18 protein-coding genes are annotated in these 20838 nt (G+C 66.0%); 7 read left to right on the top strand and 11 right to left on the bottom strand.

The features are described from left to right. Positions 1–413: 413 nt before the first annotated feature. The 8 genes from AC1RRP_RS06245 to AC1RRP_RS06210 all read right to left on the bottom strand — a co-directional run bounded on the left by AC1RRP_RS06245 (position 414) and on the right by AC1RRP_RS06210 (position 10174). Positions 414–1388, bottom strand: coding sequence for a tripartite tricarboxylate transporter substrate-binding protein (locus AC1RRP_RS06245; protein WP_493034282.1), 975 nt, complete (start codon positions 1386–1388; stop codon positions 414–416). Positions 1389–1534: 146 nt separating this feature from the next. Then, entirely contained in the window at positions 1535–2806 is a 1272-nt protein-coding gene (locus AC1RRP_RS06240) for a phenylacetate--CoA ligase family protein (RefSeq protein WP_493034280.1), read from the bottom strand. Positions 2807–2942: 136 nt separating this feature from the next. After that, complete coding sequence (locus AC1RRP_RS06235; RefSeq protein WP_493034278.1) at positions 2943–3752, bottom strand: ABC transporter ATP-binding protein; 810 nt, start codon at positions 3750–3752, stop codon at positions 2943–2945. A gap of 156 nt (positions 3753–3908) precedes the next feature. Next, positions 3909–5240 (bottom strand): ABC transporter substrate-binding protein, encoded by a 1332-nt coding sequence (locus tag AC1RRP_RS06230; protein ID WP_493034277.1) that lies wholly within the window; start codon positions 5238–5240, stop codon positions 3909–3911. Positions 5241–5308: 68 nt separating this feature from the next. Further along, positions 5309–6385, bottom strand: coding sequence for a branched-chain amino acid ABC transporter permease (locus AC1RRP_RS06225; RefSeq protein ID WP_493034275.1), 1077 nt, complete (start codon positions 6383–6385; stop codon positions 5309–5311). 12 nt (positions 6386–6397) lie between these two features. Continuing rightward, the gene (locus tag AC1RRP_RS06220; RefSeq protein ID WP_493034273.1) at positions 6398–7327 is read right to left on the bottom strand and encodes a branched-chain amino acid ABC transporter permease; all 930 of its coding nucleotides are present in this window, start codon (positions 7325–7327) and stop codon (positions 6398–6400) included. A gap of 95 nt (positions 7328–7422) precedes the next feature. After that, positions 7423–8208 (bottom strand): ABC transporter ATP-binding protein, encoded by a 786-nt coding sequence (locus AC1RRP_RS06215; protein ID WP_493034272.1) that lies wholly within the window; start codon positions 8206–8208, stop codon positions 7423–7425. 16 nt (positions 8209–8224) lie between these two features. After that, complete coding sequence (locus AC1RRP_RS06210) at positions 8225–10174, bottom strand: AMP-dependent synthetase/ligase (protein ID WP_493034270.1); 1950 nt, start codon at positions 10172–10174, stop codon at positions 8225–8227. 144 nt (positions 10175–10318) lie between these two features. On the opposite strand from AC1RRP_RS06210, the gene AC1RRP_RS06205 reads away from it, so the two are divergent. Beyond that, positions 10319–11026, top strand: a complete 708-nt coding sequence (locus AC1RRP_RS06205) for a Crp/Fnr family transcriptional regulator (protein WP_493034268.1) — start codon at positions 10319–10321, stop codon at positions 11024–11026. Between the two features lie 28 nt (positions 11027–11054). Here AC1RRP_RS06205 and AC1RRP_RS06200 read toward each other — a convergent pair whose 3' ends face one another. The 3 genes from AC1RRP_RS06200 to AC1RRP_RS06190 form a co-directional block, all read right to left on the bottom strand. Beyond that, on the bottom strand, positions 11055–13160 hold the full coding sequence (locus tag AC1RRP_RS06200; RefSeq protein ID WP_493034265.1) for a TonB-dependent receptor family protein: 2106 nt from the start codon (positions 13158–13160) through the stop codon (positions 11055–11057). Next, positions 13157–13471 (bottom strand): c-type cytochrome, encoded by a 315-nt coding sequence (locus AC1RRP_RS06195; protein WP_493034263.1) that lies wholly within the window; start codon positions 13469–13471, stop codon positions 13157–13159. The genes AC1RRP_RS06200 and AC1RRP_RS06195 overlap by 4 nt, the downstream gene beginning before the upstream one ends. A gap of 99 nt (positions 13472–13570) precedes the next feature. Next, a complete protein-coding gene (locus AC1RRP_RS06190; RefSeq protein ID WP_493034260.1) occupies positions 13571–14845 on the bottom strand; it encodes a PQQ-dependent sugar dehydrogenase in 1275 nt (424 codons plus the stop codon). Between the two features lie 306 nt (positions 14846–15151). Here AC1RRP_RS06190 and AC1RRP_RS06185 point away from each other — a divergent pair, with 306 nt between their 5' ends. The 6 genes from AC1RRP_RS06185 to htpG all read left to right on the top strand — a co-directional run bounded on the left by AC1RRP_RS06185 (position 15152) and on the right by htpG (position 20728). Beyond that, complete coding sequence (locus AC1RRP_RS06185; protein WP_493034258.1) at positions 15152–16459, top strand: PQQ-dependent sugar dehydrogenase; 1308 nt, start codon at positions 15152–15154, stop codon at positions 16457–16459. 76 nt (positions 16460–16535) lie between these two features. Next, a complete protein-coding gene (locus AC1RRP_RS06180) occupies positions 16536–17105 on the top strand; it encodes a c-type cytochrome (RefSeq protein ID WP_493034256.1) in 570 nt (189 codons plus the stop codon). Between the two features lie 34 nt (positions 17106–17139). Then, a complete protein-coding gene (locus tag AC1RRP_RS06175) occupies positions 17140–18042 on the top strand; it encodes a pseudouridine synthase (RefSeq protein ID WP_493034253.1) in 903 nt (300 codons plus the stop codon). Positions 18043–18106: 64 nt separating this feature from the next. Beyond that, positions 18107–18385, top strand: coding sequence for a type II toxin-antitoxin system RelE/ParE family toxin (locus tag AC1RRP_RS06170; protein ID WP_493034251.1), 279 nt, complete (start codon positions 18107–18109; stop codon positions 18383–18385). A gap of 9 nt (positions 18386–18394) precedes the next feature. Further along, positions 18395–18700, top strand: coding sequence for a HigA family addiction module antitoxin (locus AC1RRP_RS06165; protein WP_493034249.1), 306 nt, complete (start codon positions 18395–18397; stop codon positions 18698–18700). Between the two features lie 96 nt (positions 18701–18796). After that, positions 18797–20728: a molecular chaperone HtpG gene (htpG, locus tag AC1RRP_RS06160; RefSeq protein ID WP_493034248.1), complete on the top strand. Its 1932-nt coding sequence runs from the start codon at positions 18797–18799 to the stop codon at positions 20726–20728. Positions 20729–20838 lie beyond the last annotated feature (110 nt).

The raw sequence follows: 20838 nt of genomic DNA, 5'->3' as shown, positions 1-20838 counted from the left end.
TGCTCAGCCCTGCCACACGGCTAGGGGATCTGAACAGCCGGACCCCACAAGGACGCGCCATGGCGCGTCCTTGTTGTTTTGGGCTAGGGTATTGGTTTTCGTTTCCCCTTGCCGTGTGCGGAGGCGAGTAGCGCAGGGCAGGGCGGAGAAAGAAGCGCAGATGTCTGAGCCCGCAGGGCGAGTTTCTGCGCTTCCCGCCCTGGCCGAGCAACGCAGCGTGCCCGTAGCGCAGCGCAGGGACGACGCACCCGGCTCGCCTTTTCTTTGGTGACTTTCTTTTGGCGAAGCAAAAGAAAGTTACTGCCCTGCCGGGGGCACATCCCGGCAACGCCACGACAGCAAAACTCGAACGCCAGAAAAAGAAAAAGCCACCTGACGGCGGCCTCTTCACGCAGCGGCGTAAAACGGAACGATCAGTCCGCGTAAACCCCAGCCGCCTTCAAAACCGGACTCCACTTGGCAATCTCGGCGGCCACGAACTTCTTGTGCTCGGCCGGTTCGACGCGCTTGTCGTTCACCACCACCGCGCCCAGGCCCTCCTGCTTCTTGATGAAGTCCGGGTCCTTCAGGGCGGCCTTGAGTGCCGCATTGAGCTTGGCCACCACGTCGGCCGGGGTGCCCTTGGGCGCGTACAGGCCGTGCCAGATCGTCACCTCGAAACCCTTGAGGCCGGCCTCATTGAGCGTGGGCAGGTCCTTGAGGGCCGGCGTCGTCAGGCGCTTGGCCGTGGTCACGGCATAGGCCTTGACCTTCTTGCCCTCGATCTGGCTGGTGGTGTTGGTGGTCTGGTCGCACAGCAGGTCGATCTGCCCGCCGATCAGGTCGGTGATGGCCGGTGCGGTGCCTTTATAGGGCACGGTGGTCATGTCGACCTTCAGCGCGTTCTGGAACATCAGGCCGCACAGGTGCGAGGCGGCGCCGATGCCGGCATTGCCCAGGTTGATCTTGCCCTTGTTCTCGTTGATCCAGGCCGACAGCTCCTTGTAGTTGTTGGCCGGCAGGCTGGGGCGGCCGATCAGGGTCATGGGCACGTCGTTGACCATGCCGAGGTACTCGAAATCGCTCTGGACCTTGAAGGGCAGGTTGCGCACCAGGGTGGGCATGGTGGCCATGCCGATGTGGTGCAGCAGCAGGGTGTGGCCATCGGGTGAGGCCTTGGCCACCTTGTTGGCACCGATGGAGCCGCCGGCGCCGGCGGCGTTGTCCACCACGAGCGTCACGCCACCCAGGGGCTTGCGCATGGCTTCGGCCAGGTCGCGGGCCACGCGGTCGGTCGGGCCGCCGGCCGAGAAAGGCACGACGATGGTGATGGGCTTGGAGCCGGGGAAGGACTCTGCCTGGGCCGCGAAGGCGGCGACAGCAGCGGCGAGCAGAAGCAGACGTTTCATGAAGGTTCCTCCAAAGATTGGAATCAAGTCTAATCCCGCCGGTCTCGCCCGCCAGAGCGGAAAATACGTAGGGCCGGCCCCCACTTACGGCTCAAGTGTGTACAGGCCCCGTCAGTCCTGGCGGTCCGCACCCCGCCAGTGACGACTTACTTGTAACTGCGTGCATCCTCGATCACCTTGCCATCGTTGGGCAGGGTGCCGGGCAGCAACAGCTCAACCTCGCCGCGCAGCTTGGTCACGTCGCGCACGGTCTCGGCGATGCGCAGAGCCAGTTCGCCCGGCCCGCTGCAGGCGGTTTCGACCTTGAGCGTCATGGTGTCCTGGGCCATCTCGCCGGCCACCACCAGACGCGCGCGCACCACCTCCGGGTAGCGCTTGACGATCTCGGCAATCTGGCCCGGGTGCACGAACATGCCGCGCACCTTGGTGGTCTGGTCCGCGCGGCCAAGCCAGCCCTTGATGCGGGTGTTGCTGCGGCCGCTCGGGCAGGTTCCGCCCAGGATGGCCGAGAGGTCGCCCGTACCGAAGCGGATCAGCGGGTAGTCGGCATTGAGCACCGTGACCACCACTTCACCCACCTCGCCTTCGGGCACCGGGTCGCCGGTGCCCGGTCGCACGATCTCCAGGACGATGCCCTCGTCCAGCACCAGGCCCTGACGCGCCTGCGTCTCGTAGGCGATCAGGCCGGCGTCGGCCGTGGCGTAACACTGGTAGGCGGTGATGCCGCGCTCGGCCAGCCAGTCGCGCAGGCTGGGCGGAAAAGCCTCGCCGCTGACCAGGGCCTTGGTGATGGCAAGGGGCGCGCCCGCCTCCTGTGCCTTTTCGACCAGGATCTTGAGAAAGCTGGGCGTGCCGGCATAGGCCACGGGCCGCAGGTCGGCGATGGCCGCCAGCTGCTGCTCGGTATTGCCCACCCCGCCGGGAAAGACGGTACAGCCCAGGGCCTGGGCCCCGGCCTCCATGATCCACGCGCCAGGTGTCAGGTGGTAGCTGAAGCAGTTGTGCACCAGGTCACCGGCCTCGAAGCCGGCCGCGGCAAAAGCACGCGCGCTGCGCCAGTAGTCGGCCGCCTGGCCCTCGGGTTCGTAGATGGGGCCGGGCGACTGGTAGACGCGTCGCGCCCCCGTGCCGCGCAGCAGGCCGCGCCAGCCGATGGCCGAGAACCCTCCGAAGGGGTCGCTCGCATCCGTCGCGCGGGCTGCCTGCTGGCGCTCCAGCAGCTCGTGTTTGCGCGTCACCGGCAAACTGGCCAAGGCCGCGCGCGTGGTGACGGCAGCGGCATCCACACCGCGCAGGATCTCGGCAAAAGCCGGGGCCGCATGCTGGGCCTGTGCCACATGGCCCGGCAAGGCGGCCAGCAGCGCCGCCTCGCGCTGCGCCGGGTCGCGCGTTTCGAGCGCGTCGTAGTGTTTGCTCATTGTTCGTCCCTGTGCAGAAGTCAGACCTGTAGGCCAGCAGGAGCCCCTACGCGGAACGCCGTGGAACCGGCTTCGCCGGGCCACTGGCGTTGCCCCCTGAGGGGGAGGCGGCCGCAGGCCGCTACGGGGGGGAGCCTCATGCCAGCCAGCGCTTCCTGCGCTTGTAACTCTTGACGTCGCGGAAACTCTTGCGTTCGCCGCCGCCCATGCCGAGGTAGAACTCCTTCACGTCCTCGTTGCTGGCCAGGTCGCTGGCGACGCCGTCCATCACGATGCGACCCGACTCCATGATGTAGCCGTAGTCCGCGTACTTGAGCGCCATGTTCGTGTTCTGCTCGGCCAGCAGGAAGGTCACGCGCTCCTTCTGGTTCAGATCCTTGACGATCTCGAACACCTCTTCCACGATCTGCGGCGCCAGGCCCATGGACGGTTCGTCCAGCAACACCATGCTGGGGTTGGCCATGAGCGCGCGGCCAATCGCGCACATCTGCTGCTCACCACCCGAGGTGTAGGCCGCCTGCGAGCTGCGGCGTGTCTTGAGGCGCGGGAAGTAGGCGTAGACCTTCTCCAGGCCCGCGGCCACCTCGGCCTTGCTCTTGCGCGTGTAGGCGCCGGTCAGCAGGTTTTCCTCGATGGTCAGGTGGGCGAAGCAATGCCGCCCCTCCATCACCTGCACCACGCCGCGCTGCACCAGCTCGGACGGCGTGAGGTTCTCGATGCGCTCGCCGCGCAGCTCGATCGACCCCTTGGTCACTTCGCCACGCTCCCCCTTGAGCAGGTTGGAGATGGCGCGCAGCGTCGTGGTCTTGCCCGCGCCGTTGCCCCCCAGCAGCGCCACGATGCCCCCTTCGGGCACCTGCAGCGACACGCCCTTGAGCACCAGGATCACGTGGTTGTAGATGACCTCGATGCCGTTGACGTTGATGACGATGTTTTTCGTTTCCATAGGTTGGCCTTTTCACCAATCGAAAGACCCGCGCAAGCGGCCCTTTCGATTGGCGGCCCCGGTCGGGGCCGCTGCCCCTCCCTCATGGAGGGAGGGGTTCGGGGAGGGAGCCGTCAATACAGCGGCTCGCCGCGCCCCGGCATGACTGTCAATCCCTCAGGATTGGCAGTCAGCCGGGGTACGCGGTGTCAGCTTCTTCTCCGCCGCGTACTTGGCCGCCGTGCTCTTCACCAGCGGCTTGATGATCTGCTCGTCAGCCTGCAGCCAGTCGGACGTGAACTTCCAGGCCTTGCCGTCCCAGGTGTGGATGCGGGCCCAGGAGGCGCCCATGTGGTCCACACAGGAGGTGCTGATCGGGCGCATCACGCCCGCGAAGCCCAGCGCGTCCAGCTTGGCCTGCGTGAGGTTCAGGTTCTCCAGGCCCCAGCGCACCTGTTCGCCGGTCATGACCTTGCCCTTGCCGTAGCGCTCCTGCGCCGCGCGGATGCCCTCGATGCCCAGCATCGCGCTCATGGCGCCGCGCATGTACAGCACCTGGCCCACCTCATCCTTCGGGCCCGTGCCCTGGCCCTTGGCGTGGATCATGGACAGCACGTCCTTGACCAGCTTGGACTGCGGCTCGGCGCCGTGCTGCATGGTCACGGCGTTGTAGCCCTTGGCGCCGTCGGCCACGTCCTTCACGTCCGGCTCGGCACCGGCCCACCACACGCCGTACATCTTCTCGCGCGGGTAACCGGTGGCTTGCGCCTCCTTGATGGCCGTGCTGTTCATCACGCCCCAGCCCCACAGCGCCACGTAATCAGGACGGTTCTGGCGCACCTGCAGCCAGGTGGCCTTCTGCTCCACGCCCGGCGCGGTCACCGGCAGCAGCTGCAAGGCGAAGCCATGCATCGCGGCGCGCTCCTGCAGCAGCGGGATGGGCTCCTTGCCGAAAGGGCTGTCGTGGTAGACCAGCGCGATCTTCTTGCCCTTGAGCTTGTCCAGGCCGCCTTCCTTCTTGGCGATGGCCTGCACGATCGCATCGGCCGCCACCCAGTAGGTGCCGGCGATGGGGAAATTCCACTTGAACACGGTGCCGTCGGCGCTTTCGCTGCGGCCGTAACCCACCGTCACCACGGAGATCTTGTCGGCCGGGGCCTTCTCGGTGATGGCGAAGGTCGCGCCAGTGGACAGGGGCTGCACCAGGGAGGCGCCCTTGCCCTTGAGGCGCTCGTAGCACTCGACGCTGCGCGCGGTGTCGTAGCCGGTCTCGCACTCCTCGTAGGAGATCTTCACGCCGTTGATGCCGCCGCGCGCATTGACCAGCTTGAGGTAGTCGACGTAGCCGTTGGCCCACGGCACGCCGTTGGGCGCGTAGGGACCGGTGCGGTAGGACAGCACCGGGATGAACTGCTCCTTGGCCTGCGCGAAAGCGGCCGGAGCGCCGAGCGCGCCCGCGAGGGCGGCTGCCGTCAGCGAAGTGGCGAGGGCGAGTTGTCGAAGCTTCATGGTTGGTCTCCTAGGTAGGTTATGGGTGAAGCACGCGGAAGAACACTCGAAAGGGGTCGGTACGCAAATCAATGGGGGAAAGGCCACAGGCGCAGCTTCTGCTTGCCTATGCTCCACAGCTTGGCCAGGCCGTGCGGCTCCACGATCAGGAACCAGACGATCAGGCCGCCGAAAATCATGAGCTCGGCATGCGAGATCCCGGCCGTGGAAATCTCGATGCCGAACAGGCCCATCAGCAGGGGCAGGAACTGGTTCAGCGCGATCGGCAGCACCACGATGAAGGCCGCGCCGAAGAAGCTGCCCATGATGGAGCCCAGCCCGCCGATGATCACCATGAAGAGCAGGCGGAAGGAGTAGTCCACCGAGAAAGCCGCCGGCTCCCAGGCGCCCAGGTAGACAAAGGCCCACAGCGCGCCAGCCACCCCGACGATGAAGGAGCTCACGGCGAAGGCGCTGAGCTTGGCGTACATGGGCCGGATGCCGATCACCGCGGCCGCCACGTCCATGTCGCGGATGGCCATCCACTCGCGGCCGATGGCGCCGCGCACCAGGTTCTTGGCCAGCAGGGCCACCACCACCAGGATGGCCAGGCAGAACCAGTACTTGCTCAGCGCGCTCTCCAGCGGCCAGCCGAAGACCTGCAGGTTCGAGACCGAGACCGAGCCCGAAGGCGTGTCCAGCGTGAACCATTTGATGCGCAGGAACATCCAGTCGGCGAAGAACTGCGCGGCCAGCGTGGCCACCGCGAGGTACAGGCCCTTGACACGCAGGCTGGGCAGGCCGAACAGGATGCCGAAGGCCATGGCGCACAGGCCGCCCAGGATCAGCGCGGGGATCAGGGGCAGGCCCGGGATGCGCACGAAGAAGTTGTACGCCCCGTAGGCCCCCACGGCCATGAAGGCGCCCGAGCCCAGCGAGATCTGGCCGCAGTAGCCCACCAGGATGTTCACTCCGATGGCCGCCAGAGAAAAAATCAGGAAGGGCACCAGGATGGCGCGGAACAGGTAGTCGCTGGCCAGCGCAGGCACCAGCACGAAGGCGGCCAGCAACAGCAGGCCGATGGCGATGCGGTCCTGCAGGATCGGGAAGATCTGCTGGTCCGCGCGGTAGCTGGTCTTGAACTGGCCGTTTTCCCGGTAGAACATGGTGTCAGTTCCTCACACGCGATCAATGATCTTCTCTCCAAACAGCCCCTGGGGCCGGAAGAGAAGAAAAACAAGTGCCAGCACATAGGCAAACCAGATCTCGATGCCACCGCCCACAAAGGGGCCGAGGTAGACCTCGGACAGTTTTTCGCCCACGCCGATGATCAGGCCGCCGATGATGGCGCCCGGCACCGAGGTCAGCCCGCCCAGGATGATCACGGGCAACGCACGCAGGGCCACGGTGGCCAGCGAGAACTGCACCCCCAGCTTGCTGCCCCAGATCATCCCGGCCACCAGGGCCACCACACCGGCCAGGCACCAGACGATGAACCAGATGCGGTTGAGCGGAATGCCGATGGACTGCGCGGCCTGGTGGTCGTCGGCCACGGCACGCAGCGCGCGCCCGGTGGCGGTCTTCTGGAAGAACAGCGCCAGCCCCGCCACCAGCACGGCGGCAATGGCCGCGGCAAACAGGTCTTCCTGGTTGATCAGGATGCCGCCCTCGAACACGGTGTCGAAGGCGAAGATCGGGTCCTTGGGCATGCCGATGTCGATCTTGTAGATGTCGCTGCCGAAGATCGTCTGGCCCAGGCCTTCCATGAAGTAGGTGATGCCCAGCGTGGCCATCAGCAGCGTGGCGCCTTCCTGGTTGACCAGGTGGCGCAGCACCAGGCGCTCGATCACCCAGGCCACCACGAACATGACGGCACCGGCCAGCACGAAGGCCACCGAGTTGGCCAGCCAGAGGCTGTCGACGCCGGTCCACTGCGGGATCCATTCGGCAAACCGCGCCATCGCCAGGGCCGCGAACAGCACCATGGCGCCCTGCGCGAAGTTGAACACGCCTGAGGCCTTGAAGATCAGCACGAAGCCCAGCGCCACCAGCGAATAGAGCATGCCGGCCATCAGGCCGTTCAAAAGGGTTTCCAGGAAGAAGGCCATGTCGTTTTCCTCAGCCGCCGCCGGGCCGCCCCAAGGCGGCTGGAGCCCCCTCGGGGGGCAGCGAATTACATGAAATGAAGAGCGTGGGGGTCATGTCAGTGGCTCGTGCCCAGGTAGGCCCGGATCACTTCCTCGTTGTTGCGCACGGCGTCGGGCGTACCGTCGCCGATCTTCTTGCCGTAGTCCAGCACCACCACGCGGTCGCTGATGTCCATCACCACGCCCATGTCGTGCTCGATCAGCACCACGGTGGTCCCGAACTCGTCGTTGATGTCGAGCACGAAGCGGCACATGTCCTGCTTCTCTTCCACGTTCATGCCGGCCATCGGCTCGTCCAGCAGCAGCACCTGCGGCTCCATGGCCAGGGCGCGACCCAGGTCCACGCGCTTTTGCAGGCCGTAGGGCAGCTGGCCCACAGGCGTCTTGCGGTGCGCCTGGATCTCGAGGAAGTCGATGATCTTCTCGACGAACTCGCGATGGCGGATCTCCTCGCGCTCGGCCGGGCCGAAACGCAGGGCCTGCAGCAGGATGTTGCTTTTGATCTTGAGGTTGCGCCCGGACATGATGTTGTCCAGCACGCTCATGCCCTTGAACAGGGCCAGGTTCTGGAAGGTGCGCGCCACGCCCATCTCGGCCACCTGGCGGCTGTTCATGTGGTCGAAGGTCTGGCCGCGGAAGGTGATGGTGCCGTGCTGCGGCGTGTACACCCCGTTGATGCAGTTGAGCATGGAGCTCTTGCCCGCGCCGTTGGGGCCGATGATGGCGCGGATCTCGTGCTCGCGCACGTCGAAGGAGATGTCGGTCAGCGCCTTCACGCCGCCAAAGGCCAGCGAGATGTTCTTCACATCCAGGATCACGTCGCCCAGTTTTCTTTGCGTCATTTGGTCTTCACTCTTCTCAGGCGACCTTGGCCACGCCCGGGTAGCGTTGGGCGTCACGGATGGGCAGCGTGGCCGAGACCGTGCCGCTGCGGCCGTCCTCGAACTTCACCTGCGTTTCGATGAACTGCTCGCTGCGTCCGTCGTACAGGGCCTCGATCAGCACGGCGTATTTGTCGCCGATGAAACCGCGGCGCACCTTGCGCGTACGGGTCAGCTCGTCGTCATCGGGGTCCAGCTCCTTGTGCAGCACCAGGAAGCGCGCGATCTGGGTGTCGGCCATGCCGGCTTCGGCGGCCAGGTCGGCGTTGACCTGCTGCACGCAGTCGGCCAGCATGTCCAGCACCGCCGGCTTGCTCGCCAGGTCCACGTAACCGCTGTAGGGCAGGCTCTGGCGCTCGGCCCAGTTGCCCACGGCCTCGAAGTCGATGTTGATGAAGGCGCAGACCTGGCCACGGCCGTGGCCGAAACACACCGCCTCCTTGATCTGCGGGAAGAACTTGAGCTTGTTCTCGATGTAGTTGGGCGCAAAGATCGCGCCGCTGGCCATCTTGCCCACGTCCTTGGCCCGGTCGATGATGATCAGGTGGCCGTCGGGGTCGATCACGCCGGCGTCGCCGGTGTGGAAATAGCCCTCGGCGTCCATCACCTCGGCGGTGGCGTCGGGCCGTTTGTAGTACTCCTTGAGCACGGACACGCCGCGCACCAGCACCTCGCCGCTGTCGGCGATCTTGATCTCGATGCCCGGCGCGGCCTCGCCCACGCTGTTGAGCTTGACGCGGCCGTTCTTCTGGATGCAGACATAGGCGCAGGTCTCGGTCTGGCCGTAGAGCTGCTTGAGGTTGATGCCAATCGACCGGTAGAAACGGAACAGGTCCGGCCCGATGGCCGCGCCCGCGGTGTAGGCCACGCGGATGCGCGACAGGCCCAGCACGTTGCGCAGCGGCCCGTAGACCAGCACATTGCCCAGGGCGTAGAGCAGGCGGTCCGTGAAGGCCACCCTGTGCCCGTCCAGGATCTCGGCGCCGCAGCGCCGCGCCACGGCCATGAACTGCCTGTAGAGCCAGCGCTTCGGGCGGGCCGCGTCCTCCATGCGGATCGAGACCGAGGTCAGCATGCTCTCGAACACCCGCGGCGGTGCGAAGTAATAACTCGGGCCGATCTCGCGCAGGTCGATGCTCACCGTCTCGGCCGACTCGGGGCAGTTGGTGGTGAAACCTGCCACCAGCCACTGGGCGATGGAGAAGAGGTGGTCGCCCACCCAGGCCGGCGGCAGGTAGGAAATGATGTTGTCCTCGGGCACCAGGCCGTCCACCTGCACCCCGCCCTGCGCGGCGGCAATGAAGCTGGCATGCGTCTGGCACACGCCCTTGGGCCGCCCCGTCGTGCCCGAGGTGTAGAGGATGACCGACACGTCGGAGGGCTGGCCCAGCTCGACCGCGTTGCGGTAGAAGTCCGGGTGCTGCTGCTCGTACTGGCGCCCCAGCTCGAACAGGCGCTCGATGCTGATCAGCCCCTCGTGCTGGTAGTTGCGCAGGCCGCGCGGGTCGTCAAAGACGATGTGCTGCAGCAGGCTGCCGTCCACGTCCTTCAGACTCTCGCGCAGCTCCAGCAGCTTGTCGACCTGCTCCTGGTTCTCGGCGAAGGCAAAGCGGATCTCGGCGTCCTGCAGCACGAAGGCCATCTCGCTGGCGATCGCGTCCTGGTACATGGGCACGGGCACCCCGCGCAGGCTTTGCGCAGCGATGAAGGCCTGGTACAGGTGCGGCCGGTTGTCGCCGATGATGGCCAGGTTCTGCCCGGGCTGGAACCCCAGTGCCGCCAGGCCGCAGCTCATGAGGCGCACGTCCTCGGCCGCGCGGGCCCAACTCCAGGTCTGCCAGATGCCGTATTCCTTCTCGCGCATGGCGGGGGCCTGGGGCCGCTGCGCCGCATGCTGCATCAGAAGTCGAGGAAAAGTCGTCTGCATCCCGTTTCCTTGTCTGCTCGCCATGGGCCACACCGGGCCTTGCTTGCAGTCATGGTAGGGAGTGATTTGACGTTATGTTGTCATTGCGACGACAATTCAGGGTAGACCCTAGGTGGTATTTTCCCACCCTGATCCGATCCGACCATGAGCACAGAACCCAGCCTGCACCAGCGCCGACGCGCGCCCACCCCCGCCGAACTCGCCGGCATCCCCTGGCTGAGCCGGCTCACACCCGAGGAATACGCCATCGCCGTGCCTGAGCTGCAGATCAGCGAAGCCCAACCCGGCGACCTGGTGTGCCGCATCGGTCGCCCGGTGACCTACTGGTTCGGTGTGGTCGACGGCCTGCTCAAGATGAGCGGCGAAAACGCCGAGGGCCAGGCCATGACCTTTGCCGGCCTGCCGCCGGGTGGCTGGTTCGGTGAAGGCACGGTGCTCAAGCGCGAGAGCTACCGCTACAACGTGCAGACCCTGCGCAGGAGCCTGGTGGCCGGCCTGCCGGTGGACAGCTTCCACCGTCTGCTGGACCAGTCCATCGGCTTCAACCGCTTCGTCATGAACCAGCTCAACGAACGCCTGGGCCAGTTCATCGCAGCGCGCGAGATCGACCGCATGAACAACCCCGACCTGCGCGTGGCGCGCAGCCTGGCCGCGCTCTTCAACCCCGTGCTCTACCCTGGCGTGGGCGAGGTGCTGCGCATCACGCAGCAGGAACTGGCCTACCTGGTGGGCCTGTCGCGCCAGCGCGTCAACGAAGCGCTGGCCAATCTGCAGGAGCGCGGCCTGATCCGCATCGAGTACGGCGGCCTGCGCGTGCTGGACCTCGAAGGCTTGAGGAGTGCCCCCCCCTGAGCGGCGGCCGCCGCTCGGGGGGCATCAATTAAAGCGGCACGCTCAGGCGCACACCCAGCGTCCAGTTGAAGCCGGGGGCCGGCTCGTAGAACTGGTTGGCTGCCTGGTTGACGATGACCGAACCCACGTAGCGCTGGTCCGTCACGTTGTCCAGCCGCCCATAGGCCGTCAGGCTGCCCTTGCCGGCCACCGGCCAGCCCTGGCTGGCCTTGAGGTTGAACGTGGTATAGCCCTCGGCCGAAGCGGAATTGCTGTCGTTGGCGTAGAGCTTGCCGGCGCTTACCACCTCCGCGCCGGCCTGTGTGCCCAGCCCCGGCTTGCGCCCCGCGTTGTCCAGGGACTGCGCGGACCACAGCAGTTCGGTGAAGAGGAAATGCTGCGGGATGCCCGGCAGGCGGTTGCCGGCGTTCACCGTCACGTTGTTGGTGACGAAGGTCTCCGAGAACTGCGCCTCGATCGCCGACGCCGACAGTGTGCCGCGCCAGTTCGGGCTCAGCAGGGTGCGCCCCGCCAGCTCCCAGCCCGTGCGTCGGGTGCCGGGTGCGTTCTTGTAGGCCGTGCTGCCACCACTGCTCACCGCCACCACGATCTCGTCCGTGGTGTCGATCTGGTAGAGCGTGAAGTCCACACGCGAGCGCGCCTCAGGCGCCCACTTCGCACCCAGTTCGTAGTGCTGGCTGCGCGCCGCGTTGATGTTGGGGTTGAAGTTCGGCGCGCCGGTGCCGGTGTAGGCCACCTCCACCAGCGTGGGCGTCTCGAAACCGCGGCCGTAGTTGGCGTAGAGGTTCAGCGTGTCCAGCGTGTGCCAGGTCAGGCCCAGCACCGGGTTGGCCGCGCTGTAGCTCACGTCGCCCGAGCCGTTGCCATTGCCCAGGAAGTAGTCCTCGCTGGCAATGCGCACCGAGCTCGCGCGCAGGCCGGCCGTCGCCGACAGGCGATCGGCCGCCAGCACCGTGCCCTGGACGAAGGCGTCGCTGTTCTGCGCGCTGTTGTCCTCGTTGCGCGTGAGCGCGCCGGATTTCTCGCCCCCGCTCACGCCGCCGGACTGGCGCCGCTCCTTGGAGTAGTCGTACTCGTAACCTGCCACCCAGTTCACCGGGCGGCTGCCCCAGCGCGCCTGCGCGTTGTACTGCAAGCCGGCGCCGTAGTAGTCGCGGTTCAGGCCCACCCAGTTCGTGGGCAGGTACTGCAGGTTGTCGCGCTTGCCGTAGTACAGGCGCGCCGTGACCGAGCGGTTCGCATCCAGCGCATGCGTCAGCGAGGTGCCGGCCTGGCTCTGGCTGGTGATCTTGCGCAGGCGCGCGCTCTGGGCGCTGGTGCCAGCCTGCGTGGCGTCCTGCGCCAGCTGGGCCGCCGTCAGGCCCACCGGGTCCTGGGCGAGCGGCATGTCGAACTGGTTGAACACCAGATTTACGCGGGTGTTCGCGTCGGGCCCGAAGCTGAGCTTGCTGTTGAACTGCTTGCGCTCGGTCGTGCTGTGGTCGCGAAAGCCGTTGGTGTCGAAGGTGCTGTAGTCGGCCACCAGCCCCACCGTGCCGATGCGACCGGCGTATTGCCAATCGCTGCGGCGCATATCGTAGGACCCCGTGTAGTACTGCAAACCGAATTCCGGCACGTCAGGCGCCTCGCGCGTGAAAGCCTGGATCACCCCGCCGGCGGAATTGCCGTACATCAGTGCCAGCGGGCCGCGCAGCACCTCGATGCGCTCGGCCGAGGTCAGGCTCACCGAGGAGCCCTGCCCCTGCCCGTCGGGCGTGGTGGCCGGGATACCGTCGATCAGCAGGCGGATGCCGCGGATGCCGAAAGCCGAACGCGCGCCGAAACCACGGATGGACACCTGCAGGTCCTGCGCGTAGTTCTGCCGGTTCAGGATGGTCAGCCCCGGCACACGGTTGAGCGACTCCGACAGGTTGACCTGCGGGCCCGCGCCCTGGATGGTCTCGCGGTCGACCGACTCGATGGCCGCCGGCGCGTCGAAGCTGCGCTGCTGCGCACGCGACGCCGAGATCACCACGTCGTCCAGTGTCTGGGCCCAGGACGGCACGGCGCCCAGGCCGGCCACCAGCAAAGCCAGCGTGGTGCGCACGCCCGGGAACCGGCTCACCCGGCGGTCTGGTGGTTGGTGCGATCTCATTTCTCTTCCACCCGGATCTGCAGGGACGCGTACCACGCGGCCAGGTTGTCGATGTCGGCGTTGCTCAGGGGCTTGGCAATGACCGTCATCACCTCGTTGACCCGTTTGCCATTGCGAAAATGCTTGAGCTGCTCGGCCAGGTAGACCTCCTGCTGTCCGGCCAGGTGCGGCACGCCCGGTTGCATGGACAGGCCCAGCGGGCCATGGCACATGGCGCACGCCGCGGCCGCCTTGGCCTTGCCGGCGGCCACATCGGCCTGCGCCGCAGCGGCCAGCGCAAAGAGCATCCCTCCCAGGATGAACTTGTTCATTCGAATATTCCTCGCTCAAAAAACAGCGGAGATCGTAACGATCTCCGCCGGGTCTCACAGTGGCCGCGCGGTCGACCCGCGCGGCGTCAGGGGCAACGCTCAGTTGCTGTAGGTCACGCGGTAGATCGCGCCCACGTAGTCATCCGAGATCAGCAGGGAGCCGTCCTTCATCGGCGCCACGTCCACCGGACGGCCCTTGTAGATGCCATTGGCATCCAGCCAGCCTTCGGCAAAGACCTCCGAGGCGCCAGCGGTGCCATCGGCCTTCACGGGCACGAAGTTGATCAACGCGCCGCTGGCCTTGGTGCGGTTCCAGGAACCGTGCGAAGCCACGAAGATGCCGCCACGGTACTTGGCCGGGAACATGCCGCCGTTGTAGAAGGTCATGCCGAGCTGCGCCTGGTGGGCAGGGAACTCGACCTGCGGCTTGGTCCACACCGCCGGCGCCTTCATGTCCTTGAGGTCCGGCGCGGCCGCCGTGCCTGCAACCGGCACGTTGTTGCCGTGGATGAAGGGGTAGCCGAAGTGCTCGCCCCCGGCCTTGGTGATGCGGTTGAGCTCACCCGGCGGGATCTCGTCGCCCATGCCGTCGGTCTGGTTGTCGGTGAACCAGACCGTCTTGTCCTTGGGGTTGATGTCCATGCCCACCGAGTTGCGCACGCCCATGGCGACCACCTCGCGCTTGGAGCCGTCGAAGGGGTCCATGCGGATCATGCCGCCGATGCCCAGCTTCTCGTACAGAGCCACCTTCTCCTTGGGCTGCACGTTGTAGGGCTGGCCCAGGGTGATGTAGAGCTTGCCGTCGTCGCTGACGCGGCAGGTGCGCGCGCCGTGGTTGTAGGACTCCTCTTCTTCAGGCACCAGCTTGCCCTGCGGCACCACCTCGATCACCGCCACGTCCGGGCCTTCATAGAAGAACTCGGCGGCCGGGAAGTTGAGCACGCGGTTGTGCTCCGCGACGATCAGGAAGCCGTCCTTGGTCCAGCACACGCCGTTGGGCACCTTGAAGTTCAGCGAAGGCGCGAAGGCCTTGACCTCGTCGGCCGTACCGTCGCCGTTGCGATCGGTCACCGCCCAGACCTTGGTCTTGCGCGTGCCCACGAAGAGCATATTGGTCGAAGGCGCCACCGCCATGTGACGCGCATCGGGCACCACGGCAAACAGCTCGATCTTGAAACCCGGCGGCAGCTTGATGCTCTTGAGGTTGGCGCGTATGGCGTCCGCGTTGCGCCCTTCCTGGGGCACCAGCGGAATGTTCAGGTCGGTGGTGGCGACCTTCATCTGTTTGAGAGTGGACAGATTGTCCTTGCCCGACTGGGCGCTGGCCCCGCCGGCGAGACCCGCCATCAGCAAGGCGGCGAATAGTTTCTGCATCTTCATTCCTGCTCCTTGGTTGTTAGGTTTTTTTGCTTCCAAAATGAATTTGGAACGCTCATTAAGCAAACCCGCTCGCCAAATTGCAAGCTGCGCCCCCCTACCCATGACCGCATCTAGGGTAAGTCCCCAAACAAGTGTCAATTTTTGAAGCACTCGTATCCCGCTGCTCCATCACCCGGGCCTTATGTCTGTGCGGCCGGCGAAATCGTATGCATACGTAGAAACCCTAGAACCAGCCGGCGCCTGCGGTACTAGCATCGGCTTCGGTCCCATACAACAACACCTTCTACGGAGACATCCTTCATGACCAGAAAACTCACCCTGGCGGGTGCCGTGCTCGTCGGCCTGCTGACCGGCTGCGCCACCTCCGAGCCGCCGAAGCCCCAGGCCGCCCCCGCCCAGCCCGCACCGCAAGTCGCGGCGGCCCAGCCTGCTGCCGCACCGGCCCCGATGGCCGCCGCGATGCCGGCCCCCCCACCCCCGCCCGCCTGGCAGCAAGGCCGCCCGGCCAGCATGGCCGACTCCCGGCTGGCCCCGGTGGCCGGCAAGAACACCGTCACCCCCGCCTCCGAAATCCCGCTGGACAAGCTCAAGCTGCCGCCGGGTTTCAAGGTCGAGATCTGGTCCACCGGCACGCCCGGCATCCGCGCCATGTCGCGCGGCGCCAGCGGCAAGATCTACGCCGGCACACGCGGCCTGGGCCGCGTCTACGAGATCAGCGACAACGGCAAGGAGCGCAGCAGCCGCGTCGTGGTCGACAAGCTCAACCAGCCGGCCGTGGTCATGCACAAGGGCAAGCTCTACGTGATGGCCGTGGACAAGGCGCTGCGCTATGACGACATCGAAAAGAACCCCAATGTGGCCCCGGTCGACATGACCGGCGCCTTCAAGCTGCCCCCGCAGCAGCACCACAACTGGAAGTACCTGCGCTTCGGCCCGGACGGCAAGCTCTACGTGCCCTTCGGCGCACCGTGCAACATCTGCACCTTGCCCTCCGACGAATACGCACAGATCCGTCGTTACAACGCCGACGGCACGGGCATGGAAGTCATCGCCACCGGCGTGCGCAACACCCAGGGCTTCGACTGGCACCCCGTCACCAAGCAGCTGTGGTTCACCGACCATGGCCGCGACTGGCTGGGCGATGACGGCCCCGAGGACGAACTCAACCGCCTCAGCAAGACCGGCCAGAACTTCGGCTTCCCCTCCTGCCACGCCGGCGGCATTCCTGATCCGGACATCAAGAAGGCCGACGCCTGCAAGGGCGTGACCCTGCCGGTGCGCACCATGGGCCCGCACGCCGCCAACATGGGCCTGCACTTCTACACCGGCAAGATGTTCCCGGCCAAGTACCGCAACGTAGCCTTCGTCGCACGCAAGGGTTCCTGGAACCGCACCACCAAGATGGGCTATGACGTGGTCACCGTGAACGCCGATGCCCAGGGCCGCAACCCCGTGATGACACCCTTCATCACCGGCTTCGCCGACCCGGCCGCCAACACCTTCTGGGGCCGTCCGACCTACTTCCTGCAGATGCCCGATGGCGCCCTGCTGCTCTCCGACGAGCAGACGGGTGCGATCTACCGCATCTCCTACAGCGCCAAGAAGTAAGACCCCGATCTGAACCGGCAAGCAGGGCCTCAGGGCCCTGCTTTTTTTCCGGTCATCGATACCTACCGCCCATCCCATGCGCTTCATCCACACCCTCATCCCCGCCCTGGCCCTGATGCTGGCCATGGCCGCCGCCCAGGCCCAGCAGCCGCAACGCCTGGAACTCTGCGTGGCCTGCCACGGCCCGCAGGGCAACTCGCAGAACCCGCAGTTCCCCTCGCTGGCTGGGCAGCCCAAGGTCTTCATGGAGAACCAGCTGGTACTGATCCGCGAAGGCCTGCGCGACATCCCGCCCATGAAGGGCGTGCTCGACGGCCTCAAGGACGCCGACCTCATCGTGCTGGCCAAGTACTTTTCGGAGCAGGTGCCGCTGCCCCTGGCGACCCCGGTCGATGCCGAACGTTACGAGCGCGGCAAGGTGCTGGCGCGCGGCATGCTGTGCGGCACCTGCCACCTGCCCGACTACAAGGGCCGCGAGCAGATGCCGCGCCTGGCCGGCCAGCACGAAACGTTCCTGCGCGCCGTCATGGAGGAATACCGCGACCGACCCGGCCCCGGCCGCGACACGGTCATGACCAATGCCCTGGGCGGCCTGAACAACCAGCACCTGGACGATCTGGCCCACTTCCTCTCCCACGTCAAATAGCCCCGACGGAGTGGGAACCTACAATCGGTTCCCGATGAAGGACAACCCAGACAAACCCGCCGCCCCCACCCTGCGCCGTGCACCGCGCCCCGAAGGCGCCGGCGCGCCCAAGCCGGGCGGTGCCGCGGCCACCAGCCGTATCAATAAGCGCATGGCCGAGCTCGGCCTGTGCTCGCGCCGCGAGGCCGACGCCTGGGTCGAGAACGGCTGGGTCAAGGTCAACGGCCAGGTGGCCGAGATGGGCCAGCAGGTCACGCCCAGCGATCGCATCGAGGTCGACAAGCAGGCGCAGCACCAGCAGGCCACGCAGGTCACCATCCTGCTCAACAAACCCATCGGTTACGTCAGCGGCCAGGCCGAGGACGGGCACGAACCCGCCGTGGTGCTGGTGCAGCCGCAGAACCGCTGGCGCGAGGACCGTGCGCCCCTGCGCTTCAACGGCGCGCAGCTGCGCGGCCTGGCGCCCTCGGGCCGGCTCGACATCGACTCCACCGGCCTGCTGGTGCTCACGCAGGACGGCCGCGTGGCGCGCCAGCTGATCGGCGAAGACTCGGTGATGGAAAAGGAATACCTGGTGCGCGTGGTCTACCTGGGCACCCCCGCCGCCGACGCGGCGCCCACCCAGCTCACGCGCATTGACGATGACGACCCCATCTCCACCAATGTGCAGGCCGTTTTCCCCAGCGCCATGCTCGCCAGGCTGCGCCACGGCCTGAGCCTGGACGGCCAGGCCCTCAAGCCCGCCAAGGTGGACTGGGAAAACCCCGAGCAGCTGCGTTTTGTGCTGACCGAAGGCAAGAAGCGCCAGATCCGTCGCATGTGCGAACTCGTCGGCCTGAAAGTGGTGGGCCTCAAGCGCGTGCGCATCGGCCGCGTCATGCTGGGCCAGCTGCCCGTGGGCCAGTGGCGCTACCTGGCGCCGCACGAGAAGTTCTGACTTCTACGCTTGCCATTTTCGGCGACCTGATTGACAGGTTCCGCGGCACAGAATATGATTCTGTATGATCCATTCGTTCCTGTGCCCCGACACCGAACGGCTGTTCCACAGCCATATGGTGGCGCGGTTCCGGAACATCGAACGGGTGGCCCGGCGCAAGCTGTTGCAACTGCATGCCACCACGGAGTTGGCCAGCCTGCGCATCCCCCCTGGCAACCAGCTGGAAGCGCTCAAGGGTGATCGCAAGCAGCAGCACAGCATCCGCATCAACGACCAATGGCGGATCTGCTTCGTATGGCGTGAGGATGGCGCGCACCAGGTCGAGATCGTGGACTACCACTAGGAGCCGAACATGAGCAAACACCTCGACGAAATCCACCCCGGCGAAATCCTGCTGGAAGACTTCATGAAGCCCATGGGCATCACCGCGCGCAAGCTCTCGGCCGATATCGACGTCTCCCCCAGCCGCATCAGCGAGATCGTCAACGGCGCCCGCCCCATCACGGCCGACACGGCCCTGCGCCTGGGCATCTACTTCGGCATGGAGCCACGCTTCTGGCTCAACCTGCAGTCTGAATACGATATGCGGGTCGTCGCCCGCGAACAGAAGACGCTGCTGAACCAGCGCATCCGGGTCTTCCAGCCCGAGGCTGCCTGACCCCGCCCGGGCCTTGAAACCCGGCGCTGCACCCATAATTCCTGTTTTTCCGGGCCTTTGGGCCCTTCTGTGATTTGTATCCCGCTGTCTGATCCCATGAGCAAACAAACCCATTCCTTCCAGGCCGAAGTCGCCCAGCTGCTGCACCTGGTCACCCACTCCCTGTACTCCAACAAGGAGATCTTCGTGCGCGAGCTGGTCTCCAACGCCTCCGACGCCTGCGACAAGCTGCGTTACGAGGCGCTGAACAACAGCGCGCTGTACGAAAACGCGCCCGAGCTGCATGTACGCATCGCCTTCGACCCCGCCGCCAAGACCCTGACCATCACGGACAACGGCATCGGCATGAGCGCGCAGGAGGCCATCGACCACCTGGGCACCATTGCCAAGAGCGGCACCAAGGACTTCATGAGCCGCCTGGGCGCCGAGAAACAGGCCGACGCCAAGGAACAGGGCCAGCTGATCGGCCAGTTCGGCGTGGGCTTCTATTCGGGTTTCATCGTGGCCGACAAGATCACCGTGGAGTCGCGCCGCGCCGGCTTCAAGCCCGAGGAAGGCGTGCGCTGGATCAGCGGCGGCACCGGCGACTTCGAGGTGGAGACCATCACGCGGCCCGAGCGCGGCACCAGCGTGATCCTGCACCTGCGTGAAGACGCGGGCGACTACCTGCAGTCCTGGAAGGTCAAGGGCATCATCGCCAAGTACTCCGACCACATCGCCCTGCCCATCCAGATGCGCAAGGCAGAGTGGAAAGAAGGCGAGAACGGCCAGCCCGGCGAGATGGTGCAGACCGACGAGTGGGAAACCGTCAACAAGGCCAGCGCCCTGTGGAGCCGCCCCAAGAAGGACATCACACAGGAAGAGTACGAAAGCTTCTACCAGGCCATCAGCCACGACTACGAAGTCCCGCTGGCCTGGAGCCACAACCGCGTGGAAGGCAGCACCGAGTACACCCAGCTGCTCTTCGTGCCGGCCAAGGCCCCGTTTGACCTGTGGAACCGCGACAAGAAGGGCGGGCTCAAGCTCTACGTCAAGCGCGTCTTCATCATGGACGAGGCCGAGGCCCTGCTGCCCAACTACCTGCGCTTCATCAAGGGCGTGGTGGACAGCGCCGACCTGCCGCTCAACGTGAGCCGCGAGCTGCTGCAGGAAAGCCGCGACGTGCGCGCCATCCGCGAAGGCAACACCAAGCGTGTGCTGGCCCTGCTGGAGAACCTGGCCCAGCACGACGTGCCTGCAACCGACGCCAGCGAGGAAGACAAGGCCGATGCCGGCAAGTACACAAAGTTCTACGCCGAGTTCGGCAGCGTGCTGAAAGAAGGCCTGGGCGAAGACTTCGGCAACCGCGAGCGCCTGGCCAAGCTGCTGCGCTTTGCCAGCACCACGAGCGACACGGCCAACGTGTCCCTGGCCGACTACAAGGCCCGCATGAAAGAGGGCCAGGCCGCCATCTACTACATCACCGCCGATACATTGGCCGCGGCCAGGAACAGCCCGCAGCTCGAAGTCTTCAAGAAGAAGGGCATCGAAGTGCTGCTGATGAGCGAGCGCGTGGACGAATGGGCCCTGAGCCACCTGCCCGAGTTCGACGGCACCCCGCTGCAAAGCGTGGCCAAGGGCGCGGTGGACCTGGGTACCCTGCAGGACGAAGCCGAGAAGAAGGCCGCCGAGGAAGCCGCCGAAGCCTTCAAGCCCGTGCTGGCCAAGCTGAAAGAGGCGCTGAAGGACAAGGCCGAGGACGTGCGCGTCACCACCCGCCTGGTCGATTCACCGGCCTGCCTGGTGGTGAAGGAAGGCGACATGAGCAACCAGCTCGCCCGCCTGCTCAAACAGGCCGGCCAGAAGGCGCCGGACAGCAAACCCGTGCTCGAAGTGAACCCCGAACACGCGCTGGTGAAGAAGCTCGACGGCTCGGTGCACTTCAACGACCTGGCCCACATCCTGTTCGACCAGGCCCTGCTGGCCGAAGGCGGTTTGCCAGAAGATCCGGCGGCGTATGTGAAGCGGGTGAATGCCTTGCTGGTCTGAGTCACTGCACCACGTCAGCAAAAAACCGCCTTCGGGCGGCTTTTTGCTGGCCGCACGATTAACGCTTTCGACCAGAAACAGACAGCGGCATGGAGGCTGCAAATCGAACG

Source organism: Hylemonella sp. GW821-FHT12C09 (assembly GCF_058807395.1).
The sequence above is the reverse complement of the archived record's forward strand: the minus strand, read 5'-3'. Positions and strand labels throughout refer to the sequence as shown.